15 protein-coding genes, 1 tRNA gene and 1 pseudogene are annotated in these 20407 nt (G+C 54.2%); 3 read left to right on the top strand and 14 right to left on the bottom strand.

The features are described from left to right. Window positions 1–93: 93 nt before the first annotated feature. The 3 genes from fadJ to ACZ6J2_RS06285 form a co-directional block, all read right to left on the bottom strand. A complete protein-coding gene (fadJ, locus tag ACZ6J2_RS06295; protein ID WP_471725203.1) occupies window positions 94–2241 on the bottom strand; it encodes a fatty acid oxidation complex subunit alpha FadJ in 2148 nt (715 codons plus the stop codon). After that, window positions 2241–3551 (bottom strand): acetyl-CoA C-acyltransferase FadI, encoded by a 1311-nt coding sequence (fadI, locus tag ACZ6J2_RS06290; RefSeq protein ID WP_032666638.1) that lies wholly within the window; start codon window positions 3549–3551, stop codon window positions 2241–2243. The genes fadJ and fadI overlap by 1 nt, the downstream gene beginning before the upstream one ends. Before the next feature lie 277 nt (window positions 3552–3828). Continuing rightward, window positions 3829–4113, bottom strand: coding sequence for a YfcZ/YiiS family protein (locus ACZ6J2_RS06285; RefSeq protein WP_023336445.1), 285 nt, complete (start codon window positions 4111–4113; stop codon window positions 3829–3831). Between the two features lie 372 nt (window positions 4114–4485). Here ACZ6J2_RS06285 and fadL point away from each other — a divergent pair, with 372 nt between their 5' ends. Then, complete coding sequence (fadL, locus tag ACZ6J2_RS06280; protein ID WP_064672903.1) at window positions 4486–5769, top strand: long-chain fatty acid transporter FadL; 1284 nt, start codon at window positions 4486–4488, stop codon at window positions 5767–5769. Between the two features lie 44 nt (window positions 5770–5813). On the opposite strand, the gene mlaA is transcribed toward fadL, so the two are convergent. Continuing rightward, window positions 5814–6566: a phospholipid-binding lipoprotein MlaA gene (gene mlaA / locus ACZ6J2_RS06275; protein WP_471725202.1), complete on the bottom strand. Its 753-nt coding sequence runs from the start codon at window positions 6564–6566 to the stop codon at window positions 5814–5816. 315 nt (window positions 6567–6881) lie between these two features. Here mlaA and ACZ6J2_RS06270 point away from each other — a divergent pair, with 315 nt between their 5' ends. Together ACZ6J2_RS06270 and ACZ6J2_RS06265 are read left to right on the top strand one after the other, a co-directional pair. Continuing rightward, window positions 6882–7811, top strand: coding sequence for a formate/nitrite transporter family protein (locus ACZ6J2_RS06270; RefSeq protein ID WP_471725201.1), 930 nt, complete (start codon window positions 6882–6884; stop codon window positions 7809–7811). Between the two features lie 75 nt (window positions 7812–7886). Then, window positions 7887–7958: transfer RNA gene (locus tag ACZ6J2_RS06265), tRNA-Arg, on the top strand. Between the two features lie 49 nt (window positions 7959–8007). On the opposite strand, the gene ACZ6J2_RS06260 is transcribed toward ACZ6J2_RS06265, so the two are convergent. The 10 genes and pseudogenes from ACZ6J2_RS06260 to ACZ6J2_RS06215 all read right to left on the bottom strand — a co-directional run bounded on the left by ACZ6J2_RS06260 (window position 8008) and on the right by ACZ6J2_RS06215 (window position 20371). Next, a complete protein-coding gene (locus tag ACZ6J2_RS06260; RefSeq protein WP_471725200.1) occupies window positions 8008–9339 on the bottom strand; it encodes a VasL domain-containing protein in 1332 nt (443 codons plus the stop codon). Window positions 9340–9436: 97 nt separating this feature from the next. Beyond that, a complete protein-coding gene (locus ACZ6J2_RS06255; protein ID WP_471725199.1) occupies window positions 9437–9913 on the bottom strand; it encodes a hypothetical protein in 477 nt (158 codons plus the stop codon). Window positions 9914–9927: 14 nt separating this feature from the next. Then, entirely contained in the window at window positions 9928–10383 is a 456-nt protein-coding gene (gene tssE / locus ACZ6J2_RS06250) for a type VI secretion system baseplate subunit TssE (protein ID WP_439204863.1), read from the bottom strand. Then, window positions 10383–10928, bottom strand: coding sequence for a type VI secretion system lipoprotein TssJ (gene tssJ, locus ACZ6J2_RS06245; RefSeq protein ID WP_262771652.1), 546 nt, complete (start codon window positions 10926–10928; stop codon window positions 10383–10385). The genes tssE and tssJ overlap by 1 nt, the downstream gene beginning before the upstream one ends. Beyond that, window positions 10906–11991: a type VI secretion system baseplate subunit TssG gene (tssG, locus tag ACZ6J2_RS06240; RefSeq protein ID WP_047060654.1), complete on the bottom strand. Its 1086-nt coding sequence runs from the start codon at window positions 11989–11991 to the stop codon at window positions 10906–10908. Before tssG ends, tssJ begins: the two co-directional genes overlap by 23 nt. Further along, window positions 11955–13709, bottom strand: a complete 1755-nt coding sequence (tssF, locus tag ACZ6J2_RS06235) for a type VI secretion system baseplate subunit TssF (protein ID WP_471725198.1) — start codon at window positions 13707–13709, stop codon at window positions 11955–11957. Before tssF ends, tssG begins: the two co-directional genes overlap by 37 nt. 63 nt (window positions 13710–13772) lie before the next feature. Continuing rightward, window positions 13773–14045, bottom strand: a pseudogene (locus ACZ6J2_RS06230) (PAAR domain-containing protein); the annotation flags it as partial. A gap of 31 nt (window positions 14046–14076) precedes the next feature. After that, entirely contained in the window at window positions 14077–15681 is a 1605-nt protein-coding gene (tssA, locus tag ACZ6J2_RS06225) for a type VI secretion system protein TssA (RefSeq protein ID WP_471725197.1), read from the bottom strand. Beyond that, on the bottom strand, window positions 15681–19151 hold the full coding sequence (locus ACZ6J2_RS06220) for an ImcF-related family protein (protein ID WP_471725196.1): 3471 nt from the start codon (window positions 19149–19151) through the stop codon (window positions 15681–15683). The genes tssA and ACZ6J2_RS06220 overlap by 1 nt, the downstream gene beginning before the upstream one ends. Further along, on the bottom strand, window positions 19148–20371 hold the full coding sequence (locus ACZ6J2_RS06215; RefSeq protein WP_471725195.1) for a hypothetical protein: 1224 nt from the start codon (window positions 20369–20371) through the stop codon (window positions 19148–19150). The genes ACZ6J2_RS06220 and ACZ6J2_RS06215 overlap by 4 nt, the downstream gene beginning before the upstream one ends. Window positions 20372–20407: the final 36 nt, after the last annotated feature.

Here is a 20407-nt window from a genome sequence, read left to right as displayed (position 1 = left end):
GTTTTTTACCTCAATGGCGTAAGTATAGTCAATCTCTGTTTACAAAATCGCCAGTACAGGTCCATTCACTTCAGGATTTACCCTTCTTTGACCTCAGCTTACGAGGACAGTTTCCCTTGCAGGCCAAAATGTCTGGCCGCGTTCCGCCATCTGCAATAATTGGTCACACGGTGTAAACCGTGGACCATATTGCGAAGCCAGACGTTGCAGGATAGCAACCACTTCACCCGCGCCGAGCGTATCCATGTAACGGAACGGGCCGCCAAGGAACGGCGGGAAACCAATGCCAAATACCGCGCCGATGTCGCCATCGCGTGCACTCTTGATAACCTGCTCATCAAAGCAGCGCGCCGCTTCATTGAGCATCATCATCACGCAGCGCTCAGCGCACTGAACGGCGGACAGTTTTCCCTGACCTGTGGTCGAAATGAGTCCATATACCGAAGGGTCGACCTGTTTCCTGCTTTTACGCCCTTTCGCGCCGTAAAGATAGAAACCGCGTTCATTTTTTCTGCCTTTGCGATCGTCCTTCAAAATCGCAGAAACAATGTTTGCTGGTGGGCTAAAACGATCGCCATATGCTGCTTCCAGCACTGGTATAATTTTAGTGCCGGTGTCTATTCCCACCTCATCCAAAAGTTGGATTGGGCCAACGGGGAAACCAAACTTTACCAGCGCCTCGTCGACGTGCTCAATCTTCTCGCCTTCCGTCAGCAACCGCATTGCTTCATTAATGTAGGGAGCCAGAATGCGGTTGACGTAGAAGCCAGCTTTGTCCGCTACCACAATCGGGGTTTTGCCCTGTTTTTTCGCCAGCTTCACCACGGTGGCAATGGTTTGCGGACTGGTTGTCGCGTGCGGAATAACTTCCACCAGCGGCATTTTTTCGACCGGGCTAAAGAAGTGCAGCCCAATCACCTGCTCCGGACGCGCGGCTTTCGCCGCGATATCGCCAATCGGCAATGACGACGTATTGGAGGCAAAAATGGTATGCGGGGCGCAATGTTGCTCAACGTCTGCCACCATCTGCTGCTTAAGCGCCAGATCTTCAAACACGGCTTCAATCACCAGATCGCGGTGCGCAAAACCGCTGTAATCCGTCGTACCGGAGATCATCGCCAGGGTTTTATCACGCTCGCTTGCCTTGATATGGCGGCGCTTGACCTTTTGATCAAGGTTCTGCCAGCTGTACTGCAGCGCGTGGTTGATCCCCTTAGGATTAATGTCTTTGATTCGTACAGGCAATTTGCCTTTGCTGGCGGTAACAAAAGAGATTCCGCCGCCCATGAGCCCCCCACCCAGTACGCCAATGGCACGCAGCGGCGCAGGCTGCGCCTCGCTGCCCGGATCTTTTTTCACGTCCGTGCTGGCGAAGAAGATGCTGCGCAGCGCCTGTGACTGCGGCGTCATCGCCAGTTCGCCAAAGGCTTTGGCCTCCGCGGCATAGCCGCTGCTGCTGCCCTGCGACAGCCCGGTTTCGATCACTTCCAGGATCCGCTTTGCCGCCGGGTAATTGCCTTTGGTTTTTTGTTCGGTCTTTTTGCCCACCATGTTGAACAGGAGCGTTCTTCCCAGCGGGCCGGCCAGCACGCGCTCACGTACCGGCAGAGGACGTTTTGCCTGACGCCCTTTCAGCGCAAGCTCAACGGCGGCCTCCAGCAAAATGGACTGCGGCACGACGTCATCGACCAGACCGGCCTTCAGCGCCTGGCGGGCGCGCAGCTGTTTACCGGTTAAGATCATCTCCAGCGCCGTGCTGACGCCCACCAGGCGCGGCAGCCGTTGCGTTCCGCCGGAGCCAGGCAGCAGGCCCAGCTGCACTTCCGGCAGGCCCAGAATCGTTTTCGCATCGTCGGTGCAAATCCGGCTGTGGCAGGCCAGCGCCAGCTCAAGCCCACCGCCCAGACAGGCACCGTGGATCGCGGCAATGACCGGGATCGGCAGACCGTTGATCTCCGCCATGACCTGCTGGCCCTGACGCGCCAGCTCTTCGGCTTCCAGAGCGCTTTGCGCCCGGGCAATCATGTTGATATCCGCGCCGGCGATAAAGTTATCCGGCTTGGCAGAGATAAAGACCAGACCACGAATGGCTTTGTTGTCGCGGATCTGCTTTAGCATCGCGCGCACCTGAACACCAAATTCGGCCTTCAGGGTATTCATCTTTTCATCAGGCACATCAATAGTGATAACGGCCACGTTATCGAGGCGAACCCTCAGATTAAATGCAGATGGCATATCCATTATTCAGCCTCCAGAACCATTGCTGCGCCAAGGCCACCCGCCGCACAGGCGGTAACGAGGCCAAACCCGCCGCCACGGCGACGGAGTTCATGTAATGTTTGCGTGATCATCCTCGCCCCTGTGGCGGCAAACGGATGACCGTAGGCGATAGAGCCGCCCAGCACGTTGAATTTACTCTGATCCACTTCGCCCGTGGCGTGGGCGCGGCCCAGCACATCGCGCGCGAAACGCTCGCTTGCCAGCAGCTGTACGTTTGCCAGGGTTTGCGCGGCAAACGCTTCGTGCATATCAATCAGGGTTAAATCAGCCAGCGTCAGCCCCGCGCGCTCCAGCGCCAGCGGCGTGGACCACGCCGGACCTAACAGCATGTCCTGCCAGACATCAATGGCGGTGAAGGCATAGCTGCGTAGATAGCCCAGGGGAGTGATGCCCAACTCCTTCGCGCGGGATTCGGTCATCAGGATCACGGCGGCGGCGCCATCCGTGAGCGGCGTACTGTTTGCCGCCGTCACCGTGCCGTGCTTGCGGTCAAACGCCGGGCGCAGTTTGGCGTAATCCGCCAGCGTCGAGGTGCCGCGAATATTGTTATCTTCCGCGAGCGGTTCACGGTAGGGGGGAATATAGGCGGTCATGACCTCGTCGGTCAGCTTGCCTTCCGACCAGGCTTTTGCCGCAAGCTGATGCGAGCGATGCGCCAGGGCATCCTGCTGTTCACGCGTAATGCCGTACGTCTTTGCCATCTGCTCGGCGGTATCGCCCATGCGCAGGCCGGTGGAGTATTCCGCGACGGCAGGTGGTACAGGCATGAGGTCGCGCAGGCGTAAACGCGAGAAGAGCTTGAGTTTCTGACCCGTCGTGCGGGCTTTATTGGCATCCACCAGGATGCGCGCCAGCTTTTTACTGACCCCAATCGGCAGCACCGAAGAGGAGTCCGCTCCACCCGCAATACCGGCGCGAATAGTGCCCGCCATCAGGCTTTCAGCGACGTTAGCCACGGCCTGGAAGCTGGTTGCGCAGGCGCGGCTGACGCTGTAGGCATCGGTATGCACGTTCATCCCGGTACCAAGGACGATTTCACGCGCAATATTGGGGGCTTCAGGCATCTGCACAACCTGACCAAATACCAGCTGTTCGATGACCTCAGGCGGAATTTCGCTGCGAGCCAGCATCTCCCCCACTACCATTTTCCCCAGGTCGACGGCCGGTATGCCATGAAACGCCGTTGCCTGACGCGCAAATGGCGTGCGCAATCCACTGACTATGGCAATGCGATCGCCCTGACGGGTAATAAGCGGTAATGCCTGACTCATAACACTCCCCTGTAAAAAATTTTCGCAAACATAAAGTGGTCTGACCTGATAATAGTCTTAACCATTTTTTTACATTCAGCCAATCGGGGAAACGAAAAAGTGCGAGCTAAAACACAGAGAAGAAAAAGAAAATGCCCCTGCATGGCAGAGGCATTTGTGCGGTTTGTTGCCGGGTGCGCAAGGTAAAAGCAAAACGGTAACCCGTAGGTTACCGTTTTTAATGTTTGCACCCTCTCCCGTGGGAGAGGGTCGGGGTGAGGGCTTCAGGCCGCAGAGATTAACGCAGGCCCAGCTGGAAAATCAGCGTTTCTGCTTCACAGGCGAAGACAAAGTCGATGTCCAGCTTCACGCCACCTTCCACTTCGGTAAAGGTCGACTTGATTTCACACGGATCGGATTCAACGTCACGCGCACGCTTGCTCAGCGCGGCCAGGGTCTCTTCCGCTTCGGCACGGTTGGTGAATACACGGCTGTAAGAGGCGGTGCAATCGGTGTTGTCCATGATGGTCCCAACATCCATACAGCAGCAAACCGGGGTTTCATCAGCACTGCATTTACTCATAGCTCAATTTCCTCTGTATTCGCGCAGCGCGCGAGATAGACACGATGCTGATATTTTACGCCCCGGCGCGGGCGCTCTCCAGCCGTTAATGGCGCAAAAGCGGATAAGTGACCAATATCACACTAAAAAATGATCTAAAACAATAACCACCCTTTTGGGTGAGTCGTGATGGTCACAATTTTGCCAACCAGATCTCGTTTCACGAAACATGTTTGAAAATATTAATAAACAACCTTGCAACATTCCGGCTGGTCAGACCTATACTCTGGCCACTGGTCTGATTTGTCTGTCATACCTCAGACCCTACACTTCGCGCTCCTGTTACGGTATGTAACAATTATTGAATAAAAATAACTCAATGAGGTTATGGTCATGAGCCAGAAAACCCTGTTCAACAAGACTGCGCTGGCAGTCGCAGTGGCACTCGTCTCCACTTCCGCCTGGTCAGCGGGCTTTCAGTTAAACGAATTTTCTTCCTCTGGCCTTGGCCGTGCGTATTCCGGGGAAGGCGCTATTGCTGATGATGCGGGTAACGCGAGTCGTAACCCCGCGTTGATCATGATGTTCGATCGTCCGACTTTCTCTGCCGGTGCGGTTTATATCGACCCTGATGTCAACGTTTCTGGTAAGTCGCCTTATACGGGTGCGAGCCTTAAAGCGGACAATATTGCCCCAACAGCATGGATCCCCAACCTGCACTTCGTTGCGCCCATTAACGAACAGTTTGGCTGGGGTGCATCCGTAACGTCTAACTACGGCCTGGCTACCGAGTTCAATAACAACTACCCGGCTGGTGAATACGGCGGTAAAACAGACCTTACTACGCTGAACCTCAACCTGAGCGGTGCGTATCGCCTGAACGATAACTGGAGCTTTGGTCTGGGCTTTGATGCCGTCTACGCCGATGCCAAAATCGAACGTTATTCCGGGGAACAGACTGCGCGCCTGCCTAAAAACAGCAATAAAATTGCCAGTCTTGAAGGTGATGAGTGGGGCTATGGCTGGAACGCCGGTATCCTGTACGAGCTGGACAAAAACAACCGTTGGGGCCTGACCTATCGTTCCGAAGTGAAAATTGACTTCGACGGCGATTACAAGAGCGGCATCCTGACGCCTGTGAACAATCTGGTTCCAGGTGCGGGCACCACCATTCCTTGGGGAACGTCCAACCAGACCGTTCCAGGTTCACTGTCACTGCATTTGCCAGAAATGTGGGAAGTCTCCGGTTACAACCGCGTTGCGCCACAGTGGGCTATTCACTATAGCCTGGCCTATACCAGCTGGAGTCAGTTCCAGGAGCTGAAAGCAACCGGTACCAATGGTCAAACGCTGTTCTATAAGGACGAAAGCTTCCACGACGCCTATCGTATAGCGTTGGGTACCACCTACTACTACGATAAGAACTGGACTTTCCGCTCCGGTATCGCATTTGACGACAGCCCGGTTCCGGCAGACAAACGTTCCATTTCCATTCCGGATCAGGACCGCTTCTGGTTAAGTGCTGGCGCGACCTATGCGTTGAACGAGAATGCATCTATCGATGCGGGTGTATCTTATATGCACGGTCAGAAAGTGACGTTCAAGGAAGGTCCGTACGAGTTTACCTCTGAAGGTAAAGCCTGGCTGTTCGGTACGAACTTCAACTACGCGTTCTAATCGCGCTGGAATCAAAAAAGGTGAGCATTGCTCACCTTTTTTATTTACTCCGAATCGATATCTTTTAGTTCGTTTTCTATCGCCTTTGCGTTTGGATTCTCTTCCGGCTTCAGCTTACCGCCGTTGGCAATAAAGTCATGATTCTGGAAGTACGCTTCACGTACCATAATGTACGGGTCAGAAGACTGGCGCAGCAGGCCATCAGAGTCGAGCAGTTGCGCGCGGGTTTCAATCCCTTCCACCGTCCATTTACCCACCGACAGCGGCCAGGTCAGCCATGACAAGACCGGATACAGCGTATCCGCCATATCGCCGCCATCATCACGGAGGGTAAAACTACCGTAAAACGGTAAATGCATGTACGGACCATACCCGACACCGTAATGTCCCATCGTGCTGCCGAAGCGGTGCGGCTGTTCACGCTGCAGTTTCTGGTTAGCCATACCTGCAACATCAATAAAGCCCCCCATACCCAGAATGGAGTTCAGGAAGAAGCGGGTAAAGTGGACCATCCCCTGGTAGGGGTCACCCTGCAGGAAGTAGTTCACCATTACCGCAGGCTCTTCGAGGTTGCTGGTAAAGTTACTTAACCCGTTACGCGCGGGTTGTGGAACATAATCGCGCCATGCTACTGCCACCGGACGAACCACATACGGGTCCAGTACGTTGTAGTTGAAGCTATACATTGAGCGGTTAAATCCTTCGAGAGGATCGGAGCGTCCCGTTTGCTCACCGGAGCTGGCGCAGCCCACAAGCATCGTCGCGCCAAGCGCAAGCGCCGACAGCCGAAGTTTCATAAATATCTCCCTGTTCAGTATGGCTATCGTTGATTGCCATCCGTAACGGAGCCGTTGACGCTCCGTCTGTAAACGTGCAAGCGATTGTAACAGCACGTTTACCGATGTCTATGAGCACAATTACGGGCAGTAACCACCGTGACTCTGATCTCAGCATAGCCTGGCTTTTGGAATTCGTTTCGCTGGCAATTTTATAATGACTTTGAAAGAGATGTATCACCTTTGTTGTCATTGCCGCCAAATTAAGAGCATCCCCACAGGCATCCCGATAATAGCCGCTACGCTTAACAGAAAGATCAACCTCCGGGAGCAGAAATGAAAGATGTAGGCGAAGAAAAAATTGGCGAGAGCACTGAGGATCTTGAAATTGAAAGCGAGGAGAAAGCGCGCGGCGAGAAGATAGAAATTGATGAAGATCGCCTCCCCTCCCGCGCAATGGCTATCCATGAGCATATACGCCAGGATGGTGAAAAAGAGATGGAGCGCGACGCGATGGCCCTCTTCTGGTCAGCCATCGCTGCCGGGCTATCAATGGGCGCATCTCTGCTTGCAAAAGGGATATTTCATGTGCAGCTGGAAGGCGTGCCCGGTGGATTTTTACTGGAAAACCTCGGCTATACCTTCGGCTTTATTATTGTCATCATGGCCCGCCAGCAGCTGTTTACCGAAAACACGGTGACCGCCGTTCTGCCGGTGATGCAAAACCCCACACTCGGTAATTTCGGCTTATTGATGCGGCTCTGGAGCGTGGTCCTGCTGGGTAATATCATTGGCACGGGCATCGTGGCATGGGCGTTTGAATATATGCCGATCTTTGATGAACCCACCCGGGATGCGTTTGTGAAAATCGGCATGGACGTAATGAAAAACACGCCGGTCGAGATGTTCTCAAACGCCATCATCTCTGGCTGGATTATCGCCACGATGGTCTGGATGTTTCCTTCAGCGGGAAGCGCCAAAATTGTGGTGATCATATTGATGACCTGGCTAATTGCGCTGGCGGACACCACGCATATTGTGGTCGGTACCGTTGAAATCCTCTATCTGGTCTTTAACGGTACGCTTCACTGGAGCGATTTCTTCTGGCCGTTTGCCCTTCCGACGCTGGCGGGAAACATTTGCGGCGGAACGTTTATCTTCGCGCTGTTAAGCCATGCGCAAATTCGTAACGACATGTCGAACAAACGCAAAGCTGAGCTTAAGGCACGGGAAAATGATGATAAATCGACAAAAAAATCGACCTGAATGGTGACTCTTTGAGCAGTCAGGCGGCGATGCGCTTAACGCAAAGTGTAAATAAGGCTATACTCGTGCCGCCTCGTCCCCTTAGTTAAATGGATATAACGAGCCCCTCCTAAGGGCTAGTTGCAGGTTCGATTCCTGCAGGGGACACTTTACTCTCCCGCTTTTTCCACTACATTCGTTTGTCCACCGCCAGAATTCACTGAGCAGAAGAATCCTGTTTTATTTGAGCGTAACGCGTTGCCAGCTGTTTAAGACGCAACTCCAGTTGAGTCTTTTCTGCTTCAGGAAGCGCATCTCCTGCTGGATGCAGTGACAGGCGCCTGAGTTGTTCTTCAGCCGGTATCGTCTGGTTAAATGACTGTATAGTCGAAAAAACTACCGATTTAAGCTCGCTTACCGTGATGTATTTTCCTTTTTGCTCGTCCAGACTACTCAGCCGGTGACTCAGTTGTTGAAGCGTCATCATTCCCTGATACCAGCTGTTCATTGCGTCGACAGGTAACGCTGCCGCGTTAAATTTTTGCTGCCACTGCATCGTGAGCGGTTTCGCCTCCTCCGGCCATAATGTCTGGAGCTGCTTTAACAGCTGAAGGCTATAGGAAATATTCCAGTCAGGCGGCAGTTTATCCAGGCGGGCCAGCTGCTGCTGCGTGTCTGTGATAAACGTGGACGGTAAACTACCTCGCAGTGTTAACGCGTTTTGCTGCACAGGCGTGAGAACTTCGGGTAACGGAGCCAGAGAGGCAAAAGCCTGAGTCGCCAGGGGGTCGGGTCTGGACAAAGAAACCCATCCCAACGCCACAGCGATACAAACTGCCAGCGTGGAACACATCCCGGCAAAAAAGGGCTTCCACTGTCTGACAGGCACGGGGGCTGTCGTGCGATCCTCTCCATTCGGCTGATTTTCCTGATGCACCACGTATACCCACTTCACCTCTTCGATCGGTTCGGCTTTCTCCAGAGGCGATTCGCTATCGGGCTTCATGTTCACGTTCAAATCGGACGTCTCATTACTGCTTTCCAGCCGTTCAGCATTTGAACGTATCAACGTTCGTAACATATCGAGCTGGCTAAGGTGTTTAAGCTCAAGGCGCTGGAGCACCGCGCTCAGGCTGGTAAGTAACGCTTCAGCACGATAAAGCTCACTAAGATGGCTGCTGTTGAATGGCAGCATACGCATGCGCTGCTGCAGGCGCTGGCTCAGGCCGCTAAGAATTTCCATACGAGCGTGTTGTGTCTTCGGCCATAAGATGTCCCACTGGTGGATAATCAGGGCCTCCAGAATCGCCAGCCCTTCATTCAGGCCAGCTAATCCAGACAGGTGAGTACGGGCAAGGGTGTACCAGGCTGCAGTCTGCAACTCCACACCGTTCTGTTCAAACATTGAGAGACAGAGTCTTTGGACATATTGCCAGTTCACATCCGGGCGAGCAGGATGTGTAAGCTTACTGAGTTCGTCGCGGAGGGCGACATAATCTGGCAGCGTACGCGGGTCGCCGCCGGTTTTTAACGTTATATGTGTGGTCATTCTGCAGGGCCTGCATATCCGTGTCGGTTAATTTCGTCAGTTGATGTGTAAGGCAGTTTTGCGTGTAAAAACGCAATGACTAATAAAGGAATGAATGTTATTGCCAGGGCAGCAGCGCTAAAATCAGATCGAAAAAAACACCTTCATCAAATAGTTTTCCTGACTGAGGTGACGTATCAGGGGGAGTAAAGATCCAGTCATTTACGCTCCCCACCCGCATAAACAGGCGTCCTTGAGAAATCGCGCTGTACCCGGAAAAAAAAGTCACCTCGACACAGCCTGCAACTCCCTGTCCATACAGAAATATCGGCATAAACTTAACCGCCCGGTTACCATAACGCAGGACGATACCGGAAATATCAAAAGCCCCACCCTCCACCAGCAGGTCCGGAACATATACCGCCAGTGGCTCTGCATTCAGTCCGGTATCTGTCAGCCACGCGTCCATTTGCTCCTTAAGCTGAGCCATTCGCTGGCGAAACGCTGCAATGTCGGCCTGACTCTTGCTAACTGCGGGAACGGGTGAAGGTTGTTGCGCCTGCAACTTCTTCAGGAACTGTGATTTTACGGACATGGTGTTATCTGGCCTTATATACGGGGTGTTGTGTCGAGATACTGTTGCTGCCTGAGATGCCGCAACAGGACCCGACCTTCGGGCATAAACTCAGTCCCGTAGCGCACCAGGCCAATCCCTTTAAGTTCAGCGTCAATGGCATAGCGCAGCTCGCCGGGAATGTTCTGCTCCAGCAGAACAACGTCTATCTTTTTCAGGCGCGGTTCATACTTGAGCAGGACGGCAGACAATGTGCCCATGAACTCATGGGCCGTTCCCGGCATGCCCTGCAGGATTTTTGTCATATCGGGCAGCCCGTAATCAGGCAGGTGCGCCAACGTGCCGGCGCGACAGTTGAGAACGCGCTGCATGTTGTCCAGAACCGAAAGGATGACCTGATTTTCTTCACTGACCTGTTTAAGGTCGAGACCACCGCTAAAATTTCCGGTTAGCATTTCATACAGCGAAGGCGTGTTATGTCCCTGGGGCATCAGTCGTCCTTAAGCGGTTGCAGCGTCAGATGGTTCTCGCCGGCTTCCAGAATGCGCTGTTTATCGGGATCCAGATCGCTGCGCTTGATAACCTGCTTCCAGGTGTCGTTGGTCATGTCCGGATGGCGGAACAGCCCTACCACCGCGACAAACTTCGCCTCTTCTTCCATCGGCATATCAAGGCTTGCATCCCCCCCCGGTTTTACCACGATATTACGACTGGCCAGCATGTCGTCTTTCAGAATGCTGACATCATCCTGAAGCAATTGCTGATAAACCGTCTTATCAAAGGTTTTGCGGTCTTTGAGCTGGTAAACCCTGACCACGACAGGCTCAGACAGCGAGTTATTTTCGCGAGAGTCGGTGTTCAGAGCTTCGCGCGCGGTGAAATCCAGATGCAGGATTTTAATTTTTTTATAGAACACAGAATTAAACGCCGATTTGGTACCGTCGGTAACGCTCTGCGTCACCCCGCAACCGGTCAGAATAAGCGCCATGAGAGGCATTATCCAGCGCGCGGTTTTAGTTAAACTTGTACGTGACACGTCGGTTTCCTTGTTGTGGTTTCGCGGGCTCCAGCCCGCTGTAATAGCCCAGTTCTGTCGTAAAGGTTTCAGGAATGTCATCAGGATGGCTATCATCTTCTGCTCCCAGCACGCCGTTCATTCCCAGCCAGAAAGGGTTCTCACCCAGCGGGGGGACGGCCAGCAGTCGAACAGACGTCGTCAGGGTTATTCTGGCCTTAAACCGCCAGCCCAGATACACCCGCAGCATCACCAGGAAATCCATGTATAACTGGCCATCCGGTTTCCAGCCTTGCGCCTCCTGTTCGTTGTCCGTCGCGAGAGCTACCAGCAGCTGGCTGCCGGCATCCATCGCTTCGTCACCCAGCGGCGTATTGCCATCAAGCAGAAAATCTTCGTCACCGTAAAAACCCAGCGGCCTGTCGATCTCTACAGGCCGCAGACAATACGGACTCACCTGCACCGTCGTATCGGGGGCCAGCAGGCTCACCAGTGCCTGCATCCCTTCCTGAGTTTTGCCCGGTTGTTGCAGAACTCCCAACAGGGCCAGAAAGCGCGACACTGGCGTGGCAATGTGATTTGCCGTGCCCGGTATTCCAAGCCCCACCAGACCCAATAACGACTGCGAAATGCTGTCGGTCCCGCCGGGCTCAAACGTGGCCGGATAGGAGTATTTACGCCAGACGCGGTAAAACTGCGTCAGGATGCGATGACTGAAAATATCCAGAAAGCCCTGCAGCGCCTCATGCCCTTCCCGGCGCTGGGTGATGTCATCGAGATACGCCGTTGGTAATGGGGAATCGACCCCGTACATCCCCATAAAGGTCGTACGGATAACCGGCGGCTTGCTGTCATCGTCTTCATCATATTCGACAGCCTTCAGTTCACTGACCGGAAACCCCATTCCAGGGTGCGGTGCAAAGCGAACCGGGTCATCTGCGGGGTGGCTGGTCGATCCCATCAGCGGCCTGCCAGGATTGTTTTTTTCCAGCAGCTGACATAATCGATAGAAGTTAATGCGGTGAAGGTCGGCTTCCAGCCGCGGTGTCAGCCGGGAATGCGGCGGTTGTGCTTCTCTTCCCATTCCAGGCGCTCTCCGGTTGGTTGCAGGATAATAATCAGGCGGTTAAACAGATAGATGTCGGTGTAGAGCGCGAAGAAGCGGCTTAGCATCTCGCCGAACAGGCAGATGTCGCCGCGCCCGGCAAAGCCGTAGCTGTCTAGCGTCACTTCAATCTGCACGCCGCGCACCAGGTATCCCTGCTCAAATCGCTCAGTTTCACTGTGCTTCACGTCGATGATGGCTTCCAGACGACGGCGGTTCATCTCGCTGTCGGTCCACTCGTACAGCGCGAGGGTACCGCGCAGCACATCGGCGTTATCCATCATCGACAGGAACCCGCTGCCGAGGTGACTCAGCACGCGCCAGTGGAAACGGTCTTGCGCAGGTGGATAACAGGGCAGTGTCGGCGCACACAGGTTACGCACGACGATGCTGGCCGACGTAGTTTTCATCACCGTATCGAGCACGGTACTTTGCAACGCCCGTCGCGGCAGCTGGCCGTTGGTACCGGTGAGCGTCAACGACAAGCTTTCATCTTCAGGAACGGTGTGATTATCAAATGCTTCGCCACCCAGAATAAGCCAGGTATTGTACAGCCCTGACGAACCTCGCCGCACCCGGGTGTGGTAGTAATATTCCGGGGCTTCATGGCGCATCATTCCGCCTTTGTGGCGAAAGCTTGAAAACGGTACGTAGGTATGCTGGCTCGATGACATCACCGAATCCACCGCATATATTTCGGTGTGACCATCCTGCACGCGCATCGGGCGCAGCATGTATTCGGTCTGCAGAGAGTTAAGCGTCAGCGGGTCAGATTCCAGCGGGAACAGGTTAATCACCGGCACGCAGTTCAGGCGCAGGTGTTTTTCGGTAAAGTTAAAGTCATGCTCCCAGCGTTCTGCCAGCACCACGTCGATTTCAAACCAGGGAAGCTCAGCCGGGAAGTTGACGCTCTCCAGTCCACGCAGGCCAGTGAACATGAATTTTTCGCGGAAGGTGAAGTACTCCAGCAACAGCTGATATCCGCTAAAGCTGCTGCTGCCCTTCGGCCACAGGTCATCGTCATCGCCAAATCCCAGCGCGGCGAAGTACCCGTCGAGCGGTCTTCTGTCCATTTCACCCGGCATCCGCAGCCACAGGCGAGCAACATTCATGGTGAAGGCTTCGTGCATGGCGCAGGCGAGAGGTGCGTCAGCATTGAAGTAGAACGGGATCTGGCTGAGATCGACACGGCTCCAGTCCGCCAGATGGCTGCAGCTAAAGCGCAGGTTGATGACCGAACGCCCGTCAGGGTCAGTAGACAGGCGAGCGTGTTCCAGCGACAGCGGCTGGAGAGTTATCTCTTTAGTTGTGGTGTACCGACAGCGCGTACCCTTTTCACCGATCGGCCGCGAGCTAATCTCGAAACCTGTGACAATACGCATCTGCTCTTTCATTTCTCGCCAGTCAGGGGTGAACTCCACCACCGACATCGACGGTATGGTGCGCAGGTAATGCGGCCACAATAGACTGACCAGCCCTTCGGTCAGTTCAGGAAGGTCATCATCAAGCTTCTCTCGAAGCCGCCCCATCAGGAAGGCAAAGCCTTCGAACAGGCGCTCGACGTAAGGATCGCGCGCGCCGGCTTTATCGAGATTGAGCATTGCTGCCTGCTCGGGGTGAGCACGGGCAAACTCTTCACCGGCTTCGAGCAGGTAGCGCATTTCAGCGTCATAATAACGCAGGGTTAAATCGTCCATAAGAACCTGAGTGTTGTGTGACCATCCGGCTAAGCGTGCCGGTGAAGAGTGAAGGCTTTAAGCTTCGTAGGTGCGTTCCCGATGGGAGGGTATTAACGTCGCCGCGCACGGGCATCCACTTTTACTGTGTAACGTGCCCGCAAACTTCCGACCATTCACTAAGTTTTGTGGAATAGCGCCAATAATTTTATAAGTGCCGGCATGTTTCCCACACGTCACACTGTCCTGTTCGCGTGTAACTGGGATCCCCTCAATCGTGTTAGTTGGATCGCCCTCGAGGATCTTCCCTCCACAGGTGGTTTTATCCCCCTGCACCAGATAGTAACCTTTCGCCATTTGTCATCCTCCTTGCAAAATTCAGTTCACGCTAACCACACAGCACCGCAGCACTGGCAGGATCAAGTACGATAAGACCAGCCAGAAGCAAATCCATCTCTGGCTGAAGCCGTGCTTTGTCGGTTTCACTGCGGGTGGCTTTTATACGCAACAGTCTGAGGCGACGCGATTTCACTTCAAACAGCAGCGCCGGAGTCCACTGCGTAAGGGTGATTGACTCCGCCGTACCTTCAAGTTCACCCAGCAGATGCAGCGCCAGTTCATTCCTGCCCTTCTGCTCCGCCACGCGAGCCATCAGCAGGCGCAGCAACCATTTGTCTTTCATAGAGTCCGTCCCCGGACGTGTCTGCAGCCAGTGGAGTGTGGCATCCAGGCCATCCGTATCTGCTTTTTCCAGCGCTTCCGGCTCGAGGGCCAGGATATCGTTATCCTCCACGCTCACGGTACTGACCTGCTCATCACGCCAGCCGGACATATCGTCCAGCACGCTCTGGTTTATCCAGTTCAGAGTGACCTCATCGGCAAACGGCGTACCGTCATTAAAGGCCAGCGTTTCAAGCCCGGTGAGGCGTCGCAGCAGCCCTTTCAGATCGGCGATGATAATGTGGGCCAGCACATCCTGCCCCGACTTCATCAGAGCCTGATGGATATACCACTGCAAATCCAGCCAGAGGTGGTTGGCGCCACGCGAGAAGGTGCTGTCCGCATGTTCGAGTATCTCCAGCCAGCTCTGCTGCAGGTACAACCGTTTGAGCATGGCCCTTTGGTCAGCACGCGGCGGTTCAATGCGCGTTTTCCCCTCGGCATCAGGTGCGGGGATCGCTCTCAGCGTGTCATGACGCAGGCTTTTCATCAGCCGGTGTGCGGAAAGCCATCCATCGGGTTGTTCACGCAAATACCCCGCAAGGGTACGGGCCTGAGTCAACAAATCCTGACCGGACGTGATGCGGCTCAGGGCTGGAGCGTCATGCTCTGTCGTGTGTGCAGAGGTCTGTGACTGAGGGGTGTTACTGGCGGCGTTCTGTGGAACCAAAGCATCCACGCCACCGGCCTTCATCAGGCGAGACTCCAGCGCGCTGTAAAGCGCATTCAGATCCGGACAGGACGCTTCTGGCTCAGCGTCCAGACTGCTGTGGATGAGCAGCAGCGCACCGGTAGTGCGCATAGCATCGTCGCGTACCACTTCAGGCCACAAGGACAGACTATCAAGCAGACGAGAGCCTGCAAGCCACTCCAGCGCCGGTTTACGGCTTCGCTCCCGCTGCGGATAAAGCTGCGCTCCGTAGCGTTGCAGTAATCCCGCCAGCAGTTCAAGCCCTTCGGCAAAGCCAGCTTCTCCGTCCTGATGCAGACGGGCCCAGCAGTAATAAGTCGCAATACGGATATCTTTGGCGGTGGTGGTCAGCAGTTTTTCGGCAAGCGTACAAATCAGCCCGGTATCGATGCCGGAGAGTTTATTGACCTCCTCTCTTATACGCTGGAAATCATCGTCATATCCCGGCTCGTCCCCAGCAGGACGGGTATCGCTGATAGGGGAAAGCCAGGGATGCCAGCGTTCCGTGCGCGCCTGTGCCTGCTGCCGCAGCTCAGTTTCGTCCGCCTGACAAGCGGCAACCAGATTCTGAAGAGTGCTCATTATTCGATTCCATCCATGTCACTGATTTCCGTATTGGCCATCAGAGCCTGGGCCGTGGCCGCGCTGTCAACGCTGAAAATCTGGTCCGGCAGCGTGAAGCCGCGCAGTGCCAGTAATGCCAGCGGCCCGCTGCCCAGCTGTGAACGCAACACCCACTGCAGCGTACTACCATCCGGGGCGGTAAAACTCACCATCCACTGACTGCGGTCAAGCTGCTGCCGTTTGCCCTGATCCAGCCAGCGAATAAAGCCCCAGGTCCCTCGGTAATCCCCGAACAGACGCGCGCCTGCATTGACGGAGGTCCATGTCAGCATCGTTCCTGGTTTGTAAGTGTCTCCCGGCCAGCGGAAGCTTTGCCAGTCGGCCATCTGGTTGAAGTAGTGCAGTTTTTGTCCATCAATTGTTAGCTGCGTCTCCACTACCTGCGGCACAGGACGCGCCTGCAGATCAAAGCTGATACCCTGACTGCCATCGGTAAACAGAATGTCTGACAACTCGCTCAGCTGGTTAATGGCCCGCAGGAAGGCCGGGTTAAAGCTCAGCCCCTGGCTGTTGACCTTATCCGGTACCCACTGGCTGCCTTCTTTGTGAAGCACTCCATTGAGTTCTGTGGTCAGGAATCGATCTATGCGCCCACTGTCTTTACGGATGAACTCTGCCAGCATCGGCAAAGAGGCGTCACTCTTGCCCGCAGCGAACGGGAAGCGCCCGTCAAAGGCGGTGCGCCAGTTCGCCACCACGGAGCGGCTCCATTTGTCATTCAGGCTCGCCGCCGACGGCTGGAGTACGGTCTCCCAGGCCTGGGTCAGCGGCTGCACAAACATCGTGCTACCAAAACCACTCCACTCTTCACCAAGGCTTGCCGAAATCAGACTGCCATATTGCTGGGTGTCGGTCAGATCCACACTTTTTCCCTGAAATACGGTCTGCGCCAGGGTTTGCATCATCTCCTGCGGATCTGAGGCACTGGCCACCTGCTGCAAGCGAAGACGCACGCGGGTGATACGGGTCAGATAGGTCTGCAGGCTCAGTGAGTTGTCAGCCGACATGACGTTGCTGCCCGTGTTTTTGCCGAGAAGCTGAAGCAGCGGACCGAAAGTTTCATCCAGTGGTCCCTGTGGACCTGTCGCAGACTGGTCAATTGCGGGTTTGTCTTTTCCACCAACCAGATCTTTTGCCGATTTGATAATGGAGTCCGAAAGGCCTTCGCTTTGCTGGCCGGTCTGCCCCTGCCAGGCGATGGTGTTCATCAGGGCAATCAGTGGAGACTGGCGGATATCACTCATTAGCGTCAACTGGTCGATCACATCGGCAATATTGTTCACAGAATTCCAGCGCAGACTGTTAAGGAAGTTCAGCCAGCTGCCGGCAAAGTCAGTGAAGTAACGCTCTGTCAGGCGTGCTTTGAGCGCTTCCGGCGACATGTCCGCCGATACGGCTTTACGGGAATCGCTCAGCACCCAGTCGATTTCATCCCGTCGAGAATTTGCGGCCTTTTCGATGGCCTGCTGAATCCCCCCTTCCCATGCCTGACGGGTGAACATGCCCGGCACCACTTCATCGGTGGTGAGCAGTCGCCGCGCATCGGTACCGCTGGTCATGTCTTCGAGGGACACATCGGCAAAGTTACGGCGCACCGATTTGAGCATGTTCTCGTACAGCGTGCTTTCTGCATTGCGGCGACCAATCTGCTGCAACAGCACCTGGCGACTCTGGCTGACCAGCTGCGCATCCGGTGTGATTTTCCACTGTGGCTGCTTAGGCAGTTCGGTGATGTAGAAGGCCCACAAATCCGGCGACAGGCTTTGCCACAGACCGGTAGAAATACCCATTCGTGTCGGCTGCACGGTTTTCAGGGTCTGCGCATAAAACGCGCCGTCAACTTTATCCGGACGGGCCATCATCAGCCAGGCTTTAAGCTGGTCATAACCCGGCTTCGCCAGCTGTGCACGCTGGTCGCTGTTGGGTGCTGAGTTGATCAGGGCGGTGAGCTTTTGCGCCAGGGCAGCATTTGCCGGGTCGCGTATTAGCCGGTTATTCGCCACGCCGTACCAGGGCAGCATTGCGTTGAGCAACTGCTGATTATGGTCAAGACCGAAGCGCTGATACCACGGAGCACCGTCACGAACATGATGCTGCAGGCGACTCGCGTCATTGTGCAGGGCATGCAGAGCCGTCAGCTGGTAATCCGATACGGAAGGGTGCTCCACTAGGGCATGAGCCTGCTGCGCAACAGAAACTATCTGTGATCGGTTGACGGCAAACGACAGCAGCGTCCCCGCCCCCCAGACACAGATAATGGTCAACAGCGTCCATGCGAGGGCCTGCTCCCACGCCATACCGACACGACGGCCACGTACGCGTGTACAATCATTAACGATTCCCTGCCAGGTCACCGGCAGGGTCAGAACATGGCGTTGTGATTCCGGGATATACTGCTCAGCGTCGGCTGTTCCCGCTGGCGTACCGGCAGATTTATTCTCCGGCAGGCTGAACATCAACCCCCGCAACGGAACGCGCTGCTGAGAACCAGAGAGCCATGGCACCAGTTGCTGAGCCCAGCGGGTGACAGTGCCGTCCTTCAGGTGCTGGCTCAGGCGCAGCAGAAAGTCGTGGCTGTTCTTTTCCGCGACCTGGCTCATACCCCGCGCCCGCAGGGGCGACAGCATCCGCTCCAGCTGGCAGATAATATCGTCTTCTTTTGCGCGTGGTGGAAAGCTTGCGCCTACCGCCTGCTCAGGACGCGTACCCTGCGACCAGTTACTGCTGCACAGTTGCCACAGCCAGACCGGAGCGGAATAACGCAGCAGTTCGCTGATTTTTTCCAGGCCGCGTAAATCGCTGTCGCTGATTTGTGGGGTCAGATTAAGCGACTGCGGCAATACACGGACAATCCCGTCCAGCGGACGCCCGCGGCGCAGTTTACGCAGCGCGATGTATTTTTCTCGGTCAGGCTCCGATGCCAGGCTGCCGCCGTAAATCAGCACGGTGCGGTTGCCTTCAAGCCACTGCTGCTGTTGCAGGCCGGGCACCAGTTGTTCGATTGCCGCCTCATCGCCAGTGATTAACAGCAGACGAGTTTTGTTGTGCCAGAAGAAGGTATATCGATGGCGGAGGTGATCGCGAATCTGAAGACTTAAAGCAACAGAAGGGGTAACAGAAGATACAGTGACTTTGGCTAGTTCTTTGACATCGTCACCCTGAGAATTATTACGCTTTTTATTAAAACTCTGCCTTCCTTCTGCTTTTGCGCCGAAATAAAGAAAGAGTGCAAATGCCAGTATCGCTAAGCTTCCCGCCGCAGAGCCGTAAAACCATTTATACCAGGTGGGAGTATCCTTAATAAGGTTCAATTTTTCGGGATACCATTTAGTCAGGCAGAAAATCCCCCCCCCCACCCCCAGAGCGACCAGCATTAAACACCAGAATCCCAATTCTGGTTTCTTAATCTTTGATAGAATATACCTCATTCTTCGCGCTCCTCATCGAGTACTGTAGGGGATACAACCATATTCCAGAACTTTCCATTCTGCTGTTCGCGACAAATTAATAAATGATGCACCCGCTGTTGCTGCATCGACTGTGTGGCAGCAACAATAGCTAACCAGACTCCGGTCTTTCCCGGATCGCCAAGATAATCGTTAAAATTGTGAGTGCCTGTCTTTTGAGATACGTTTTTGAGGTCAGAATCTGCAATCGCCTTTATAAGAGTGGCGTAATTATCCATCTCATCCTCCACGCCACTTAACCAGAGATGTTGTATTTCACTACTTTTTACTGGTCCCCAGTCCAGCGCCTGCGTAATGGCATAACGCAAGTCCTCATCGGTACCTTCACCAGATTCCGGACGATGAAGAATAGCAAGTGAAGGAAGCGTTTCTTGCGTAAGACGATTGCCAAACAATACTCCACATATCGCTTCTGCAGAATCTCGGGTATTAATGGGCGCATAATGCCAGGATAAAACCAACAAGAGGGCATCACTTCGAATATTGTGATCCAGCCATTCATCAACGGCCTGAGCACCAAAAGAATTAATACGGTTTAAGGTTTGTTGAATACCTGCATTCTGCCATGCCTGCTGCCATAAATTAATGGCTTTTTTCTCAGGTATTGATGACGTGAAATCCAGTAACACCATGACAGGTCTTTCCTTTGGATAAGCAGAAAACGATATTGCAAGCCTTTCGGCAAGGACTGCGAAAAGCATGCTAAGATGCTTTTCTTCTTTAATTTTTATTGGCCTTGGCAACTGGCTTAAGCGAACATTTTCTTCACCACGCCAGGAGCGCTGGGGGAAGAGAACATTTTCATTATTCACAAGACTATTACTTCTTGATGCAAATGGAGTTTCACACAGAGAATGCGCGGTACAGCACTCAGCGAATAATATTTGTAACGCCCTCCGTCCCCGGCGCACCTCCTGGATAATGGTTTTCTCTCTTAGCATGTCATGTGAATTCGCCACTAACTGCTGGACCAGATAATTAATAAGCCTGACAAAAATCACGCCACCAATAATCACTGTGGGCACAATAACAGAAAACCATACGTTGTTATTCCCGGTGAATAAGCGAGACAGGGTAATACTCAGACCAATCAGAACTACAAGAACCATTAGTGCTCGTACGAACTTTGGCGGTGCAGGTCTGACACTTGGCTCTGGGATATTTTTTAAATCAACAGGCATAGGTTTGATCTTACGGTGGGGGTGATTAATAGCAAC

This window comes from Enterobacter sp. E14S (assembly GCF_055666685.1).
The sequence above is the reverse complement of the archived record's forward strand: the minus strand, read 5'-3'. Positions and strand labels throughout refer to the sequence as shown.